This window comes from Roseburia faecis (assembly GCF_001406815.1).
GTDB classification, from domain to species: Bacteria; Bacillota; Clostridia; order Lachnospirales; family Lachnospiraceae; genus Roseburia; species Roseburia faecis.
Genome location: NZ_CVRR01000008.1, coordinates 49,081 through 66,724, shown reverse-complemented (window position 1 = coordinate 66,724; position 17,644 = coordinate 49,081). Strand labels below are relative to the sequence as shown.

Annotated in this window: 19 protein-coding genes; 3 read left to right on the top strand and 16 right to left on the bottom strand. The window is 43.3% G+C overall.

The features are described from left to right. Positions 1–114: 114 nt before the first annotated feature. The 6 genes from M72_RS04415 to bsh form a co-directional block, all read right to left on the bottom strand. Positions 115–672 carry a thiamine phosphate synthase gene (locus M72_RS04415; RefSeq protein WP_055067347.1) on the bottom strand — a complete coding sequence of 186 codons (558 nt, stop codon included), beginning with the start codon at positions 670–672 and terminating at the stop codon, positions 115–117. Continuing rightward, a complete protein-coding gene (gene thiH, locus M72_RS04410; RefSeq protein ID WP_055067329.1) occupies positions 665–1,918 on the bottom strand; it encodes a 2-iminoacetate synthase ThiH in 1,254 nt (417 codons plus the stop codon). The genes M72_RS04415 and thiH overlap by 8 nt, the downstream gene beginning before the upstream one ends. Positions 1,919–1,929: 11 nt before the next feature. Then, positions 1,930–2,700, bottom strand: coding sequence for a thiazole synthase (locus M72_RS04405; RefSeq protein WP_055067328.1), 771 nt, complete (start codon positions 2,698–2,700; stop codon positions 1,930–1,932). Between the two features lie 199 nt (positions 2,701–2,899). Continuing rightward, on the bottom strand, positions 2,900–3,127 hold the full coding sequence (gene thiS / locus M72_RS04400) for a sulfur carrier protein ThiS (RefSeq protein WP_055067327.1): 228 nt from the start codon (positions 3,125–3,127) through the stop codon (positions 2,900–2,902). A gap of 258 nt (positions 3,128–3,385) precedes the next feature. Continuing rightward, positions 3,386–4,132, bottom strand: a complete 747-nt coding sequence (locus M72_RS04395) for a zinc ribbon domain-containing protein (protein ID WP_055067326.1) — start codon at positions 4,130–4,132, stop codon at positions 3,386–3,388. A 40-nt stretch (positions 4,133–4,172) separates the two neighbouring features. Continuing rightward, the gene (gene bsh, locus M72_RS04390; RefSeq protein ID WP_055067325.1) at positions 4,173–5,147 is read right to left on the bottom strand and encodes a choloylglycine hydrolase; all 975 of its coding nucleotides are present in this window, start codon (positions 5,145–5,147) and stop codon (positions 4,173–4,175) included. A 254-nt stretch (positions 5,148–5,401) separates the two neighbouring features. On the opposite strand from bsh, the gene M72_RS04385 reads away from it, so the two are divergent. Both M72_RS04385 and M72_RS04380 read left to right on the top strand, forming a co-directional pair. Continuing rightward, positions 5,402–6,052, top strand: a complete 651-nt coding sequence (locus M72_RS04385; protein WP_055067324.1) for a DUF6198 family protein — start codon at positions 5,402–5,404, stop codon at positions 6,050–6,052. 183 nt (positions 6,053–6,235) lie between these two features. Beyond that, positions 6,236–6,706 carry a recombination protein NinG gene (locus M72_RS04380; protein WP_055067346.1) on the top strand — a complete coding sequence of 157 codons (471 nt, stop codon included), beginning with the start codon at positions 6,236–6,238 and terminating at the stop codon, positions 6,704–6,706. 183 nt (positions 6,707–6,889) lie between these two features. Here the strand turns inward: M72_RS04380 and M72_RS04375 are convergent, their stop codons facing one another. Then, complete coding sequence (locus M72_RS04375) at positions 6,890–7,399, bottom strand: nitroreductase family protein (protein ID WP_055067323.1); 510 nt, start codon at positions 7,397–7,399, stop codon at positions 6,890–6,892. A 130-nt stretch (positions 7,400–7,529) separates the two neighbouring features. Between M72_RS04375 and M72_RS04370 the strand changes: the two genes are divergently transcribed. Then, positions 7,530–7,841, top strand: a complete 312-nt coding sequence (locus tag M72_RS04370) for a winged helix-turn-helix transcriptional regulator (RefSeq protein ID WP_055067322.1) — start codon at positions 7,530–7,532, stop codon at positions 7,839–7,841. Positions 7,842–7,941: 100 nt separating this feature from the next. On the opposite strand, the gene M72_RS04365 is transcribed toward M72_RS04370, so the two are convergent. The 9 genes from M72_RS04365 to M72_RS04325 all read right to left on the bottom strand — a co-directional run bounded on the left by M72_RS04365 (position 7,942) and on the right by M72_RS04325 (position 17,414). Further along, the gene (locus tag M72_RS04365; RefSeq protein WP_055067321.1) at positions 7,942–8,919 is read right to left on the bottom strand and encodes a hypothetical protein; all 978 of its coding nucleotides are present in this window, start codon (positions 8,917–8,919) and stop codon (positions 7,942–7,944) included. Between the two features lie 381 nt (positions 8,920–9,300). Next, positions 9,301–9,858: a hypothetical protein gene (locus M72_RS04360; protein ID WP_055067320.1), complete on the bottom strand. Its 558-nt coding sequence runs from the start codon at positions 9,856–9,858 to the stop codon at positions 9,301–9,303. A 29-nt stretch (positions 9,859–9,887) separates the two neighbouring features. After that, a complete protein-coding gene (locus M72_RS04355) occupies positions 9,888–10,568 on the bottom strand; it encodes a hypothetical protein (protein WP_055067319.1) in 681 nt (226 codons plus the stop codon). 4 nt (positions 10,569–10,572) lie between these two features. Next, positions 10,573–11,091 (bottom strand): MarR family winged helix-turn-helix transcriptional regulator, encoded by a 519-nt coding sequence (locus M72_RS04350; protein ID WP_022046369.1) that lies wholly within the window; start codon positions 11,089–11,091, stop codon positions 10,573–10,575. Between the two features lie 76 nt (positions 11,092–11,167). After that, positions 11,168–11,992 (bottom strand): DUF4300 family protein, encoded by an 825-nt coding sequence (locus tag M72_RS04345; protein WP_055067345.1) that lies wholly within the window; start codon positions 11,990–11,992, stop codon positions 11,168–11,170. 339 nt (positions 11,993–12,331) lie between these two features. Continuing rightward, entirely contained in the window at positions 12,332–15,004 is a 2,673-nt protein-coding gene (locus tag M72_RS04340; protein ID WP_261291790.1) for an ABC transporter permease, read from the bottom strand. Beyond that, positions 15,001–15,687, bottom strand: a complete 687-nt coding sequence (locus M72_RS04335; RefSeq protein ID WP_022046372.1) for an ABC transporter ATP-binding protein — start codon at positions 15,685–15,687, stop codon at positions 15,001–15,003. Before M72_RS04335 ends, M72_RS04340 begins: the two co-directional genes overlap by 4 nt. A 99-nt stretch (positions 15,688–15,786) precedes the next feature. Further along, entirely contained in the window at positions 15,787–16,731 is a 945-nt protein-coding gene (locus M72_RS04330; RefSeq protein ID WP_243251977.1) for a sensor histidine kinase, read from the bottom strand. Continuing rightward, the gene (locus M72_RS04325) at positions 16,719–17,414 is read right to left on the bottom strand and encodes a response regulator transcription factor (RefSeq protein WP_082413777.1); all 696 of its coding nucleotides are present in this window, start codon (positions 17,412–17,414) and stop codon (positions 16,719–16,721) included. The genes M72_RS04330 and M72_RS04325 overlap by 13 nt, the downstream gene beginning before the upstream one ends. Positions 17,415–17,644: the final 230 nt, after the last annotated feature.

Below are 17,644 nucleotides of genomic sequence, written 5' to 3'. Positions count from 1 at the left end.
ACTCCGATGTCAAAATAGACATACGCAGATCTCCTCCGTCTGCTGCAGCATGTTCCTTTACAAAATCAATTGCAAGAAAGATGTTTTCACCTCTTTGTTATCCGTTTTCCTGTATCAGATTTTCATATATTCCGACATCATGCACACGCCTGCTGCACCTGACTGGATGCAGCTTTCCATATTTTCTTCATGAATCCCGCCAATTGCGTATACCGGAATTTTCACAGAGCTGCACACCTCATGCAAAAAATCAAGTCCTCTCGGTGCCAGTCCTTTTTTACAATCGGTCACAAACACATGCCCTGCCGTCAGACAGGTTGCCCCACATTGTTCTGCCAGGCGCGCATCCTCCACCGAATGTACGGAGACACCGCGCACTGAAAATTTCTGCTTTTGTTCTTCCGGCATCTCCATAAACCGATGCAGCGGCATATGAATGGCCGTACACCCCAGATGCATTGCAGCATCCGGGAAACTGTGCAGAATCAGCCTGGTGTCCGTGTTTTCACACAATTTTTTTACTTTTCCCGCAAGTTCTTCATATGCCTCTTCCGTGAGGTCTTTTTCCCGCAGGATCATCGCATACGGTTTTGTGACAAGCACGCACGCTAACTGTTCTAAAAAAGGACGCTCTGCCAGCGCACGGTTGGTCACGCAGATTTTTCTATACATAGACATAGTCATTTAATACCGGCTGCAGACCTTCGCTTTCCATATCGTTATACATCTGGTCAAAGCTTCTTCCATCGGAGATTTCAAACTGCTCATCTCCGGATTCTCCGGTATCCTTTCCGGTATACTTGCTCTCATGATCTCCGATTCCGGTAGACACTCCCGCAGATACCTTTGTCGCTGCAATCTTTACGATGCCGTCACGGAAATGTTTCTGCTCGCGGGAAGAAACGGTGATACCGACATACGGCAGGAAAATACGGTACGCACACAGAATCTGGCACAACTGCTTTTCGTGCACGTCAAGCGGATTGATCTTGTCGTTGTTGATGATCGGGCGCAGACGCGGACAGGACAGGGAATACTCCGCATACGGATACTTACGCTGCAGATAATAAATGTGCAGTGCCGAAGCCAGCGCATCTTTGTGGAAATCAGAAAGTCCAAGCAATGCGGAAAATCCAACACCGCGCATGCCTCCCATCAGCGCACGCTCCTGTGCCTCAAAACGGTATGGGAATACACGCTTATGCCCCATCAGATGCAGGGTTTCGTATTTGACATTGTCATAGGTTTCCTGGAATACCGTCACGTAATCAGCGCCGCATTCGTGCAGATACCGGTATTCATCACTGTTGACCGGATAAATTTCCAGACCGATATTACGGAAATATTTCTTTGCCAGCCTGCAGGCTTCCCCGATATACTCGACATCACTCTGTGCACGGCTCTCTCCGGTCAGCATCAGGATTTCCTCAATGCCGGAGTCTGCAATGACTTTCATCTCATGCTCGATTTCCTCAAAAGTCAGTTTCTTACGATGAATGTCGTTGTAGCAGTTAAATCCGCAGTACACACAGTAATTCTCGCAGTAGTTTGCAATATAAAGCGGTGTGAACAGATACACCGTATTTCCGAAATGCTTGCCTGTCTCAATCTTTGCACGCTGTGCCATGCGCTCTAAGAATGGTTCCGCCGCAGGAGAAAGCAGTGCTTTAAAATCCTCAACGCTGCAGGTTTCATGCTCTAATGCATTCTGCACATCTCTTGCCGTATATTTGTTGTAATCGTAATTGTCCATCTCGGAAAGGACTTTATTTCTTATGGTTGGATCGATCTGTTCCATCCCCGGCATATATTCCATATGGTTCGTTCTGCTCGACGGATCGGTTTCCAGTTTATGTTTGCGCTCCAGTGCAGCTTCGCTTAACTTATCGGAGTCGATAAAAAATTGATTTTCTGCCATGATTATGCCCCCTAGTCTCTCAAAAATCCAGTCAGCGGATCACTTGCGGAAGCACCACGTTCAAGTACACGGCCCAGTCCCGACAGATATGCACTTCTTCCAGCTTCAATGGCTGCCTTGAATGCACCCGCCATGACCGGGACATCTCCGGCTGTTGCAATTGCGGTATTTGCCATAACTGCGGCAGCTCCCATCTCCATTGCCTCGCATGCCTGGGAAGGTCTTCCGATTCCGGCATCCACAATTACCGGCAGATCAATCTCATCAATCAGAATCTGGATAAATTCTTTCGTTGCCAGACCTTTATTAGAACCGATCGGAGACGCCAATGGCATAACAGCTGCGGCTCCGGCATTGACCAGATCACGTGCGGTATACAGATCCGGATACATGTATGGAAGCACCACAAATCCTTCTTTTGCCAGCATTTCGGTTGCCTTTACGGTCTCCACATTATCCGGCAGCAGATATTTACTGTCTTTCATAATCTCAACCTTTACGAAATCTCCGCATCCAAGTTCTCTTGCCATGCGCGCAATGCGGACTGCTTCTTTTGCATCTCTTGCACCTGAAGTGTTTGGAAGCAATGTTACGTTATCCGGGATAAAGTCCAGAATGTTTTCTTTTTTCTTTGTGTTGGTGCGGCGCACTGCTAATGTAATAATCTGTGCTCCGGCGTTTTCAACGGCAGCCTTGATCAGCTCCATGGAATATTTTCCTGATCCTAAAATAAAACGCGAGGAGAATTCTTTCCCTCCTAATGTAAATGTGTCATTCTTCATTTTTTCTTCCTTCTTTCTTGTATTCTCTCTGGTATTTTTCTTTAAATAAAGTGTGCGCTTGACCGCACACTTTCGCGCGCGAGCGGTATGTTCAACATAACCTTCAACTCCGCGAGCTGCGCATCCCCGCGGAGCGTTTTTGAATCATAGGAAGGAATTTCCTATGATTTGAAAAATTTGCTTCGCAAATGGACCAACGCTACATTATGGAGCGATACATCAGAGATGTACCGCAGCCACCCCCCATAAACTGGACAACTTCTATAACATCACCATCCCTGAGGATATATGTTTTATAATCCTCTTTATGAATAATCTCTTCATTGCATTCCACAACAAACGTACCCATCTCATAATCATTTGCATTTAAAAAATCCATCAGGGACTGCCCTGCCACATCTATGTCTTTTCCATTGATATGTACCATGTAAGACCTCCTTTTTATTTTGAAATTATTTAGGCGATTACGGAAGAATCTGGAAAAAGTTTCGCAATCACTTATTATTGCAACAAAAAAAGCCACACAAAGAAAGCTACACCCGCGGTGGTGTACCCCTTCGTGTGACTTCTGTCATCACTCTCTGGTTCTCATATTCAGAACAATATGTACTTTAACACAATATCACAGCAAACGCAAGCAGACTAAAAACAATTTCACCTATGCTTGCAAATAAATACAAAACAGTTATGCTTCCTCAATATTTTCAAAAGACCATGCGTGTACATTTAACTCCACAACACCGGCGCCACAATACTCACAGAATTTAGCTCCGAGATTCGTGATCGGTGCTCCACAATTCGAACATGTGACTCCAAGCGCTCCATCGGTATTTCCTTTGGCAAGGTCACGATTTTGAATATAAACCAGATCAACATTATAGCGGCTCTGCTCTAAGATATGATCCGATCCCCGCACCACGGCATGTGCTGCATCTGTCACATAATGAAAACTTTCCACCGCCGACTGGAATGTCACGATGCAACGGCCAGCTTCTTTCCGATACCGGGCGATCTCCGTCTGATGAATCTTTACCTGCGTAAAATGTTCCCATTTTTCCTGTGAGACCAATGCGCGAATCTGTGAACGAAGCTGTTCTTTCAAATCTTCATTTCCTTCCTGTAAAATTGTTACATCCTGTGCCGTTACTGCCTCGAAATACTGCATCAGGGCATTTTCTGCACGCTGCTTCATTTCATTGTACTCAAAATCCGGAAAATTGGAAACGATCTGCGGCAGGGCAATTCTTGTCATTGCCGATACCGAACGCGGTGTTGTTGACAGATCTTCCTGCGCTTTTTTTACGCCCTGCAAAATATCATCTGTGCCAAACAATTGTCTGGAAAAACGTTTCACACGGTACACTCCGTAAAAAATCAAAACCAAAATTGCCAGAATCAGAAGTAATATTATGATTAACGGAATATATTTCATTTCAAACTTCCCTTTCCATCTCCTCGTGTATGTCACCCTTTTAATTCTGCCACAAAATATGTTCTCCTGTCACAATTGGGTAATGCACCAGCGTTTCCCCATCGAGATTCTCCCGATGCATATCCACAGCAGTAATCTGATGATTTTCATATGTCGTATAGTAATAAATACCCTTTGTTGCATTACAGCAGGAAGTATACAACGTAATCTCATATTTGCCATCTGCCACCTCACAGCAGCCACGCTGCTGATCCACCGAACCTAAAATATGAAAAAACTGACTGATACTCTCTTTTTCGGATTCACCCGACATCGCATGCAGCCGGGTGAATGCCACACGGGCAAACCGTGAAGCAGAAGACAAATCTCCCGGCAAGCCCAGTGCTCCCATGCCGCGGCTGTACTGCTCCAGAGGAAGCTGCTTGGAAAACGCATTGACCGGCTGCTTCGGTGACAGATGCATATACTGATTCAACAAAAACATCTGTTGCGGAAATGGCGGATTGTTCGTCAAAACTCCCGCCGGATTGTCATATATATGCAATCCATCCGCCATACATTCTACTACAATACATTCCTTTTCATCCGCAATCATCCAGTGTAATTGTGCCGCCGGAAGCTGCTCACTGAACTGTGTTCCTACCAGATTCATCTTCTCCAGCTTTTCTCTTGCTTCACAAACCGAAGCGCACTGTGCTAAAATCCATGGGATAAATTCAAACTGTGCGATGTTTTCCCGCCCTTCTTCAATTTTCTGATACACGGCATTGCCGACAAAATTAAGCCCTGCCATACCCAGTCCTTTTTCATTGATTCCATCATAATACAGTGGATAATCGCCCACTACATATGCCATACCGATGATCGCATAATGCGCTTTTAATACACCCATATGCCGGAAGGTAAGCGCATAATTCCGTGGCAGGACTGCCACTTCATCCCCATAGGAAAATTCATAATCCAGGGTACGTCCAAAATAAAAATCCGTTGTCTTGTATGTTGCTGCTGTACACATTGTGATTGCCCTCTTTTCTTCGTTTCTGTTTCCATAGTTTAACCGTTTTAATACCATATACCACAAGGAAACCTACTTTGCAAGAAATTTTATCAGAATTTATTCTGTTTCACGCAATCTCTCCACAATCGGTTACCTTCTGCACTGGAAATGCATCCATTACATAACCCACACTTGAAAATCTGTGAAAAAAGGACTATAATCGCAGCCGTGTGCAATGCACACAAAATCTATCGGAAAAGAGCACTATTATCATGAAACAACAGAAAAAAATCTTACGTGGTGAGGCAGCACTTGTCCTTGCCGTTATCATTAACAGCCTCGGTGTCCTTCTGATGCTTCAGTCCGGCTCCGGAATCTCCGCCATTTCAAGCGTGCCGTATGCGTTTCAACAGGTTTTCCCGAAACTGACACTCGGCACCTGGACTTACCTGTTTCAAGGACTTTTGATCTGCATTCTAATGATTATGCGAAAAAAATTTGTCCCATCCTATTTATTTAGTTTTGTTGTAGGGTTTGCGTTTGGAGAGATGATGGATCTGCATGAACTGTGGATTACGCGGCTGCCGCTGAATATACCACTTCGCATCCTCTACTTTGTATTGAGTTATCTTATCATCTGTTTTGGAATTGCGCTGTCAAACCGCTGCAAACTGCCGATCATCCCAACCGATCTGTTTCCGCGGGAAGCCGCAGACATCACAAAGGTTCCCTATGCCCGCATCAAAATCGGTTTTGATGTAACCTGTCTGGTTATTACCGCATGTATGACGTTCTTCTGTCTCGGACATATCATGGGACTTGGCATCGGAACCATTGTTGCAGCTTTTACCATGGGAAAAGGAATTGCAATTATCGGGAACTGGATGGATCAGCGTGTGGAATTTGTTTCCCTGTTGTCTTAATGATACACAAGCTCCTCAATAGAAAATTCTTTATGGTCTTCCGTAAGAGCATATCCAACAGAGATACTCACTCTGTCAACCTTTGTCCCAGACTACTTCTCTGTTGTATGCTTTAATTCGAGCAGGGTTGACTCAACCTGTTTTTGTGTCATGCCGGCAAATACAACAAATTCATCACCACCAATGCGGAATGGCATTGCAATCGCACTTGCAACGGGAAAGAATTCACAGGCTGTTACGATGAGTTTTCAGAAGGAATATGCAGAACGCTATGACTGGCTGGTGAAAGAATTTTCCGACTGGGCATTTACCTTTACCACAAGTTTCTTATACTATATGGACTATGACAGTCTGGATGAACAGACAAAAAACCTGTATCGTCAGGGTATGTCTGCATTTGGCGGCATATCCCCGACTTACCATATCGCATTAGCGGAAAATGCCCCTGTTATCGTATGGAACTTCCATTCCCTGCTCGTCATGATCCAGATGTGCTTTTCTTTTATGCTTACGGATTCTGACTGCGATATGAAGCTGTGTAAGCACTGTGGCAGGGCATTTATCGCAAGCCGTAAGGGAAATGAATTCTGCTCTCCGAAATGCAAGAATCAGTATAATGTCTATAAGACAAGGGCTAGAAAAAAAGAGGAATAACTCCCATATACCAACAAAGACGGCAAATTATCAACAACTTGTTGACGATTTGCCGTCTCTTATTTTTTATTATTTCGTTAATGATATTTACGCCATTGCTGGCTCTTTCTTTACAATTTTCTCAATTTCAGATATGCTCTTTTCTGTTACATCTGCAATTTGAGCTGATATATAATTTTTATATTAAAGGAATGAAACAAATTCTTTCATTGGTATACGCTGGGATTCATGTCTATTTGCATCTGCTTTCTCATTCGTATATCCAATCGCCAATATATTGATTGGTTCAAGTCCCAACGGAAGTTTAAATTCTTCTTTTATCACATCTGGTTTAAAGTAACAAATCCAAACAGAGCCCAAGCCAAGTTCTGTAGCTGTAAGCATCATATGATCGGTAATGATTGACGCATCTATATCCGTTGTTTTCATCCCATCAAATGGACGCGTCCATGCTTTATCCGTATCTGCACACACAATGATTGCAACTGGAGCACTGTAAATATTGGCTGCCTTTGCCAGTTTTTCTTTTGCTTCATCGCTTTTTACAACCAATAGTTTAACAGGCTGCATATTTGCTGCGGTTGGTGCTACATGAGCTGCTTCTAAAATTGTCTCCAATGTCTCCTGTGAAATCTCTTTAGTCAGATAGTTTCTTACTGAAAAACGCTGTTTTGCAATATCTAAAATATTCATTTCTGTAAAATCTCCTTAAAATTATGATTGTATTGTCTAGACAATTTGATTATAATGGATTCGATATAAAAAAGACAAGAACGTACTTTTTTGTAATATACTAACTAAAAAGAAAGTGTAAAATGTAAAAATGCAAAACAAATATAATTGTCCTGTTGATGCAACGATATCTAAAATTGGTGGAAAATATAAAGCCGTTATATTGTATCATCTTGGCAACAACACGCTAAGGTATAACCAAATCCACAAAAAAATTCCAGCTATCACTGATAAAATGCTGGCTCAGCAGTTACGCGAACTTGAAAACGATAACTTAATCATTAAAAAAATATATCCTGTAATTCCTCCAAAAACAGAGTACAGCTTAAGCGAGTTAGGCAAGACACTGATTCCTTTATTGGACTCTATGTGCGAATGGGGGCAACAATTTATGCCAGACTAAGATTTATCAAAATAACATAAAATTCAAAGAAGCGGCAACTCCTCAACAACCTGTTGACGATTTTGCCGCATCTTCATTTTAAACTATTTTACCATGATGTTTACGCCATTGCAGGCTCTTTCTTCTTAATAATCGCCTCAACTTCATCAACACCTGTTTCAGCTACATCTGCGATCTGATCCAATGTATAACCCTTTTTATACATATTCAGAATAAACTTTTCGCTTGTTTTTTCAGTAGCTCTTTCAGTAGCTCTTTCTTCAATTCCTGTACTCAGATTACACATAATTCTCACATCCTCTCTAAATTCTTGACTGATTGGAATATTATATTCATGTTCTATAATATCCAATTTTTCCTGTTCTTTCAATTCGCCTGAAAGCAAAGTCCCAATCAGGCGGTGCATTTCATATTTTTCATCATGTTCCGGAATCTCATTTGTGATTCCTATTAACACAATATTTAACAGATCGAGATTACCTTTCCAGTTACATGGTTTTAACATCTCATCTTTTGTCAAATGGATGTGGCTTAAGCTGTTATCATCCATGTTCATACATATCCATATGCTGAATACCTGCTTAATGTCGTCGTAGTTAGTATTTACAAAATCTCTTTCCTTTTGTGACGAAATCAGCCTACTCACATAAAAGATTGCCCGATTTAAAATTTTATATTCCGTCGGCTCATCCTTCTGAGCCTCAATATTCACAATAATCTGCGAAAGTCCATTTTTTGTGTCATCTACGGATGGCATGCGGACATAAAAAATAATATCAAATCTGACTAATCCTTCATTAATTTCAGCATTTTCCGTATTAAGACCTACGATACGCTGTCCTGCAGCATCTGTTTTTTCCATATTTGCTAATCCCGGCTCAACCGGAACAACGCTAATACTCGGTTCGCCTTCGATGTATTTCACAACATCTTCCGGCTTCATTCCTTTAAATTCATCGACTGTTTTCACCAGAATATGTGCTAATATAATCTTCTGTGCCAGTAACCTTTTAACACGAGTATCATATTGTGCCTTATCTCCTGCTGCATTCACAGCATTTGCTATTTCTGTATTCAAGTCGGCATCCCTCCTTTTGTATTGTGCATAACACTTCTAAGATTCCGCAAAAGGCTCTCTGCCTCAATATCATTATAAGCGAGGAACTTTACGGAATCAACTGAATTTTCTATGAACTTTTTCATACCTAAAGAAATACCAGAATTTTCAAAAAAGTATAGGAACAATCAAATGGTATTTGTCAAGCAGAAAAAGAAAACCATGCGATATAAAAATTTTTAATTTCTTTAAATTTACCATAAGAGCTGTTTGTCGAAATCCGCGCAGATATCAGGATCAATAAAAGAGCCATCCAGATGGATGACTCTTTTATCTAGTGCTTATTTAATTGATCGTGCAAGCGCTACCGTTTCAGCATCTATGCTTCCCACGGAACTGGTGTCAGGCACCTCGTTCCCTTTTATAAATAACCGGCACATCATATCCGAAAGTTTTCTTTCCATTCACTTCCATACTTTCGGACACCTCCAGACATGTCTCCGAGAATCTCTCCCATAACCGGAATGTCATCACAGGGGTAAACTGACTCACACTTCCCCCTTCCCAGACACCATCCTTTTCCTGATACAATGCCGGGGTAAACTTCTCAGATCTTTTCAGGTCACTATATTCTACGTTCTTCATGGAAGCATAAGAAAACGTATTTTTGTCTTCTCCTGCCGGAATTTCGTAGGAAGAAAGCATAATTCCACCGTCACAATCCGTAATAAGAAATAAATGCGGTGATGCATGGCATTTTCCATCCGTCTCATAATAACTTTCTTCTACCATAAATATTCCGGTAAAATTTTCCGGAATATTATTTATCTTATCATTACAGACTGTATTCACATGTCGGGCATACGGAAATAATTTTCCTGCAGATTTCATTTCTGTAAATTGTTCTCTGTTATCAAAATGTCCCGTCATAAGCTTTACAAATTTTTCCATTTTCATTATAATACCCTGCCTCTATAATTTTTTTGTTTTTAAAATAACAGTTGTAGTCCCATTGCAATCATCCACATATATGCACAGGTTTTTGGAATCATTAATAATCCCACCTTTGGTTTCGTTTTACTGAATAAAGTAACCGGCAGATAACAGCCAAAAGAAAGAATGATCGCCGCAACCATTCTTGTCATACCATACCCATTTGCATTCCCGGAAATGATATACAGAATAATCACTCCGATCCCCGTCACCGCAAAGACACCATTTCTGGCAATTGATAATTTCATATTTCCTTCATCTGTACACCAATTGTTCTGTGGGAACATGCATATCACAATTCTGACAACCGCTGATATCCACACGACCGCTTCCACTATTGTCGGTATTATCATTTCCGGAAATGTAAATTTCCAGACATACATTAAAATAATATAAAACACCGTCATTGTAACAGACGATACCTGCAATCCAATTCCCAGCTGCCTCTTTATCTTCTCATCGCTTCCACGCACTGCCCTTATAATTCTTGGCACCAGATGAAAAGCATCCCCTCCGCAAAGTGTCAATGTTAATATTCCATAAAGTACAAATAAGATATTTCCCTTTGAAAATGTAAAAAATAAAATTGCGGCAACTAAATCGAAAATCAGATACGCAGCATCAAAGATTGCTTCCATCACATCCGGAATCTGTGGTTTGTAATTGTTCTCTTCCATCCTTTTAATCCTGCTCCTTTTCCATCAATTGACTGTAAAACAAATGATTCCCGGTACTCTTCATATCCAGGGATTCGTTTTCATTCGTTTTTTCCTTGTATTCCCTTAAATGTTCTTCCGCATTATTGCAGATCCGGTCAAATATCTGGATACACATGTGCTTTTCTTCTTCTGTCAATCCGCTTAAAACATTTCCTGCAAACTGTTTCTGTGCGTTAATTCCTGCCGCCACTATAAGTTCCGCCCGATCCAGCAGAATAATCTCTATATGCTTTTTATTATCCTTACTTTGTATTCTTTCAACCAGTCCTTTATTTTCCAATTTTTTCAACGAAGTTGAAACATGGGATTTCGTTGATTTTCTAACCTTTACTATTTCTGCTGCGGTATTGTGATGCGGATTATTATGAAGGAACATAAGTATATCGTATTCCATCTGTGTCAGCCCATACCGGTCACATACCTCTCCGGAAAGCAATTCATAATAACTTGTAATTGTTTTATGCTTATCCCAGAAGTACATCTTCTCTTCCTCCTTCATCGTTCTTTTTAGAACGATTATAGAGGAATATTTCCGGTATGTCAAATGTTTTTTGCTACTATGCCTTCGCCTTTAATGTTCCAATATATTCCCCATTATTATAAACAAACGGTCCGGCTTCTCCCTCTTCTCCGAAATATTCCGGTCTCAATGACAGAATATTGAGCAATTCATCCACCGTCTTCACCTTTGTTGCCTGATATGGCTGTTCAAATGCAATCTTTTCTACAAATAAGTAATCGTCCCTGTCCTTTATCAGGATACCTGTATGACCCACGAAAGTAACATCCGAATACGGGTCATATATCACGATACTAAGGAGCGATATCCTGTCACTGTCTATTTGAAATCCATAATGTTTCCAACTATCCGAAAATGCTGTTTCCGGATGTTTTTTATCTGCAACACTCTTTTCTCCATAGAGTGTGGTAAACATATCCCGGTTCTCTTTTATGGTTTCATACCTTTCCACATTATCTATTGCTTCTGTATCAAACATTAGATAAGTACCTTCATAATTGTCTTCCGTTGATTCTGCGTGAAGCAGACCATCCAGTAAGAGAAAGGCTGTCATTCTGCAGTCCGTGTCGGAGTAATCATGATTCTGTTCCCAGCCATCCATACATTTGCCGATATCTGCTTTCATGTTTTCCGGATCAGACCAGACATCCTCAAGCTTTGCATTCTTCCCGGCCGAATCTGCAAAATCAGTTACCCATTCCCGGAATGTATCTACATGGGAAGCTCCCGCGGTATCCAGTTCTTTGCAAATTTCTGTAATGGTATGGTTTCCTCCCATATAAGTTGCAGCCGGTATCTTCTGTTTCTGTGCACATGCCCCCAGCATCAGGCACAGGAGCATAACAACAGCTGATAATTTCATTGCCGTTTTGGTTTTATTCTGTCTGTTCCATAGATTAAACGCTCCGCCACAAAACATCCTGCCAATTATAACTATGATCCGTTTCTTCCTCATCCATAAACCTCTTTCTTATGATCCGCATATTTTACATATTTTTTAAGATTACCTTACGGCTTCATTTATGTAAATAGTATGGTTTCAAAATTAAAGAAATATTTATTTTTATTGCTCTGTTTGTGGAACATTCAGCAACGCTTTCGGCAGATATCACATCTGTCCTGAAAAGCAAAGTAACCGAATGAATTGCTTCTTATGCCACATGGATTCAGGCTTTATTCGGAAATGTTTTGTTATTCTTTTTTACTCCGTCTCCCTCAGCCGCTCCACAATCGTCTGCTTTCCAACCACACAATAGACCACAAGCGGAACCCCCGCGCCGATCACGGTAAAGATCAGTGCCGCAAGCACGACCGGACCGATGGTATACTGAAACCGGAAAAACCAGAACATTTTTTCAATCATCTTTCCCATAAACGGCTCAGATGCCACAACAAGAATAAGCGAAATGACAATCGCCGCAAACGTATACAACAGTCCCTCATACACGAGCATCCGCTTCAACTGGCGTCTGGTCATGCCAACCGACTGCAGCACAGCAAACTCCCTGCGTCTTGCAATCATCCCCGTGAGGATGGCATTCAGGAAATTTAATGTTCCGACCACGGCGATCACACCGGAGAGAACACCTCCAAGCAGCAGAAACATCCCACGGAACGAATCAAACTCTTTTTCGTAGGAAAATTTCGATTCATAGCTGTACAGCGGCTCGACCTGTTCCGTATAATTTTTCAAAAAACTTTCCATTGCTCTTGCACTCTGATTGTTTTTCATATCAAACATCATATGCATGACATCTTTTGTCCCGGTATCTTTGATAAACGTATCGCTTCCAAGCACAAACTGCGGTGATCCATAATACCGGCAGCTCATCGCGGAAGGCACCAGAATCTCCGCCACCACCGTATAGGTTTTTTGTGTATAATCATCTGCTTCCACGTCACATGCACCTTCGTAGCTGTCAATCTCTTCCTCCGGGATCTCTTTTCCAGTCTCTGCATTAAAATATTTCCAACTGTTTACATACCTGAGTGTCACCTGATCGCCCACCCCGGCCCAGTTACTGTGATCAACTTTTTTGTCATAATCATCCTGCATATAGACTGCCGCAATGGCATTCTCCTGATCCAGTGACGCGACATCGCCTTTGAGCACCTTTACTTTCTGAAGCGGGAATGCATCCATTCCATACAACTGAATATCGTCATAATAACTGCCATCATCTGCCTGTTCCTTCCAATTGAAATAACCCTTTTCCTGCTCTTTTGTCATGGTATGTCCCATGGATGTAAAATACGCCAGCATATCTTTTTTCTTTATTTTTTCCAAAACCCAGGTTGTCTGCCCGTAGACACACCCACTCTCTTTGATGCCATTTTGCGCGAGCACGGTCTGCATTGCAGAATCTTCCACCGCTTCATCGGAAAAACGAAATCGTTTCTGCACGTTAAAATAATCCGCATTGGCAAACATAAAATCGCTCACACAGAAGTGTTTCAAATACAGATCCATATCAAATCCATTTGCAAACATAACGGTCAGATTTAAAAGAACAACCGCAAGGGAGAGGGAAATGACAACAAGAACCGTTTTCTTCCGGTTTCGTCCCACATTTGCCCATGCCATACGCCCCAAAGACGCCGGCTTTTTTTCCGCTTTTGCTTTTTTTCGGCCACAGTCTGCCTCCGTATAGCGCACCGCTTCGACCGGGGATACCTTTGCAGCGATCTGCCCCGGCTTATTGCAGGATAAAAATACGGTGACCAGTGAAAAAAGTGCTGCTCCCACAAATACCCACGCATGCAATTTTATAACCGCTGTCGTGTAACTCGTCTGTGCCATGACAGCCGGTGCCAGTCCCACGCCGATTCCAAATCCCAGAAGAAGTCCCGCCGGGATTCCAATGCCTGATAAAAGGACTGCCTGCAGCCGGATGATCCGCTTGAGCTGCCGCCCGGTCATGCCGATCGTTTTTAACAGTCCGTAGAAACGGATATCGTTGGTGACAGAAATCTGAAACACATTGTAAATGACCAGATAGCCGGTAAATACAATAAGCACAAGCAATGCCACAATGGCTGCAATGCTTTCCGGATTCAGATTGCTGCTCGACTGCGCACCGGTATAGCCCCAGTTTACACCAAATGCAATATAGCCCGGTTTTGAAGCATCTTCTGACTGAAATCCACAGTCTCTGATCACCTGCCGCATATCTTTTTCGATATGAAGTGCATTCCCAAACATAACGTCAAGTGACCATTTTCCACTCTCTTCATCCTCCCCGATATCCACATGCTGCAATGTCTTTTTCACATAACTTTCCGGCACGATCACATTGCTTGCCTGGGAAACTCCGTTGTAATCCCACCAGCCGGAGAGAACAAACTCCTGCGTCACCGTTTTCGGTTCTGACTGACCTCCTCCGATCTGATACGTCACGGTAAATTTGGTGCCGATTTTTGGCTGTACTCCTAACAGTTTTAACACCCGGGTATCTGTCATCGCCTCATTGCTTCCCTCTTTTGGACGATGTCCGTGCGTTGGTGTGCAAAAATAATGTTTTACTTCATGCGCATCCATATAGCTGACTTCCACCTGTGTCTTGCGAAATGCATCCCCGGTTCCCATTCCTAAAAACAACCGCGCACCTGTCTCCCGAATGAGCGGATCTTTTTTTAAGGTTTCCATCTGTTCTTCCGTCAGTTTCTTAAAAGACCCGTGCGCATCGCCTCCGGCCATAAGAAAGTTGGACTGCTGGAACGAATCATTGATGGAAATTGCAATCGTAAACAGCGCGGTAAACAGCATCGTGGTCAGCATAATTGCAATCACAGCGATCCGGTTTCTCATTCTCGAAGCCCGCAGACTGCGCACGGCAACGGTACGCACACAGGCACGGTTTTTTACCTGCATCATAATGCCTCACCTGCTTTCCCTGTCACAATCCGTCCATCCTCGATACGAATGATCCGGTCTGCGAGCTGTGCGATCTCCTCGTTGTGTGTGATCATCACAATGGTCTGCGCAAATTTGGTGCTGGTTGTTTTGAGCAGCCCCATCACATCCTGTGAGGTACGGCTGTCGAGATTTCCGGTCGGTTCATCTGCTAATAAAATCGCCGGTTTGGCTGCGAGTGCCCGCGCGATCGCCACGCGCTGCTGCTGTCCTCCCGAAAGCTGGTTTGGCAGCACGTTTAATTTTTCTTTCAGTCCGAGTGCCTCTGCAATCTCCCCGATAAATGCATTGTCCACGGTTTTTCCGTCAAGCTGCAGCGGCAGCACAATGTTTTCATAGACAGACAGCACCGGAACTAAATTAAAGGACTGAAAGACAAATCCAATTTTTCTTCTGCGGAAAATCGTCAGTTCTTCATCCTTTAATGCAAAGATGTCTTTGCCGTCCACATAGACTTTGCCGGATGTTGCCCGGTCGAGTCCGCCAAGCATATGTAAAAGCGTCGATTTTCCCGATCCGGAGGTTCCTACCACCGCGACAAATTCTCCGTTTTCCACTGACAGGTTTACCCCCGCCAGCGCGTGCACGGCGGTCTCCCCCGTGCCATACTGTTTTTTCAAATCTCTGGTTTCCAAAATGACCATCCTGTAATCTCCTTTTGCTCCTGATTTGGCATTTCCTGCCTTCTTTTAAGATTGTCGCACAGAATTCTTTCGAGAATCTGTCCCGGAAACAAAAGATTCTTACAGTTTTGACACAATTGCCGTTGGAAAATACAGCCCAAACGTTGAGCCTTCCCCCGGCGTGGACGAAAGCCGGATATATCCGCCCTGCTGCTGCATGATAGAACGTGCCAGATACAGTCCGATCCCCACACCGCTCTTTTCGGCAACCGCGTTTCCCCTGTAAAAACGCCCAAATACCGCCGCATGCTCCTCCTCACCGATGCCGATTCCCGTATCCGTCACTTCCACGCAGGCAAACAGTTCATAGGAACAGAGTTTTATGGTAATCCCTCCTGTGTTCGTATATTTGATCGCATTATCGAGAATATTTCCCAGTGCTTCCATGGACCATTTCTTATCAAAGTACGCATAAACCGGTGCGTCTTCCTCTGCTTTTTTCGTCCCGGAAAACGCAATCGCAAGTCCTTTGGCGGCTGCTTTTTCCCGGTAACTTTCCATACCGTCTACCACCAGTTCTGTCAGCGGCTGCCGGATTGGATGCAACACAAAAACGCCTGTCTCAAGCCTTGAAAGTTTGACAAGCGCATCCATTAAAAACTGTAATTTTTCACTCTGCTGCCGCAGCTTTTTTACGGAATCCTGTGCTGCTTCCCCCAGCGGTTCTTCCTCCAGCAGTTCCGTATACAATAAAATATTTGAAAGCGGCGTTCGCGTCTGATGGGAAATATCTGTAATCAGTTCCTTGATTTTTTCCCTCTCCACGTCTATGCTTCGCACCGAAAGTTCCGATGCCGCCAGATACTGCGCCAGACGGTTTTCCAGCGATGACTGCCGCGACTCATCAAATGTGGTCTCGGAAAAGGTGCCGTTTATCGCCGCCTCAAGCATATCGGAAAGTCCATCCATTACCTGTTTCTGCCGGTGTCTGAAGAAAAGTGCTGCTGCAAGCACACTCCCTGCCGCAAGCAATATAATTACAAAATATCCGATCATACTTCCCATACATATCCGATCCCATACACGGTCCGGATCTGCTCCTTTGCCTGTAATTTATCCCGCAGCCGCTTGATGGCAACCGAAAGCGCGTTTTCATCCACGTACACCGCGCCATCGATCCAGATGCGATCCATCAAAGTTTCCCGCGGCACGGTCATCCCCACATGCTGCACAAGAAGCGCCAGAAGTTTCTGCTCGGTTTTACTTAACTCCACTTCCTGTCCGCTTACGGTAAAACGCATATTTGTAAAATCAAACTTCCAGATACTGCCCTCCCAGATCTGTGTATTTTTTGCGCTTTCTTTCTGCATCTGCGCCGTCCAGTTCCGAAGCTGGGTGTTTACCCGCGCCCGGAGTACCGCCAGACTGAACGGCTTTGTGATGTAATCATTTGCTCCCTGCTCCAGTCCGCTTACAATATCCATTTCCAGATCGTTTGCCGTAAGTAAGATCACCGGAAGATCCGAGGTTCTGCGGATCTCCTGCAGCAGATCAAAACCGCTTCCATCCGGCAGATTTACATCGAGAATCAGCAGATCTGTCTGGTTCTGATGCAGATGCTGTCTGGTCTCCTGTATATTTTTACAGCATAGCACCTGCCGGTTTTTCTCCTGTAATGCGCGCTGCAGTCCCTGTGCGAGTGCCATATCGTCTTCCGTGATCAGAAGATGCATGATTTTTTCTTCCATTGGTTTCTTCCTGTTCTGTTCATGTTGCGATTTTTGTTCTTTCAACAGTATATAACAGAGCGCACGGACTGTCAGCCTTTTTCTTAATACTATTACTATTTACCCCCACTTGAAAATCTGTGAAAAAAGGACTATAATCGCAGCCGTGTGCAATGCACACAAAATCTATGGGAAAAGGAATTGCGATCATCGGAAACTGGATGGATCAGCATGTGGGATTTGTTTCAATC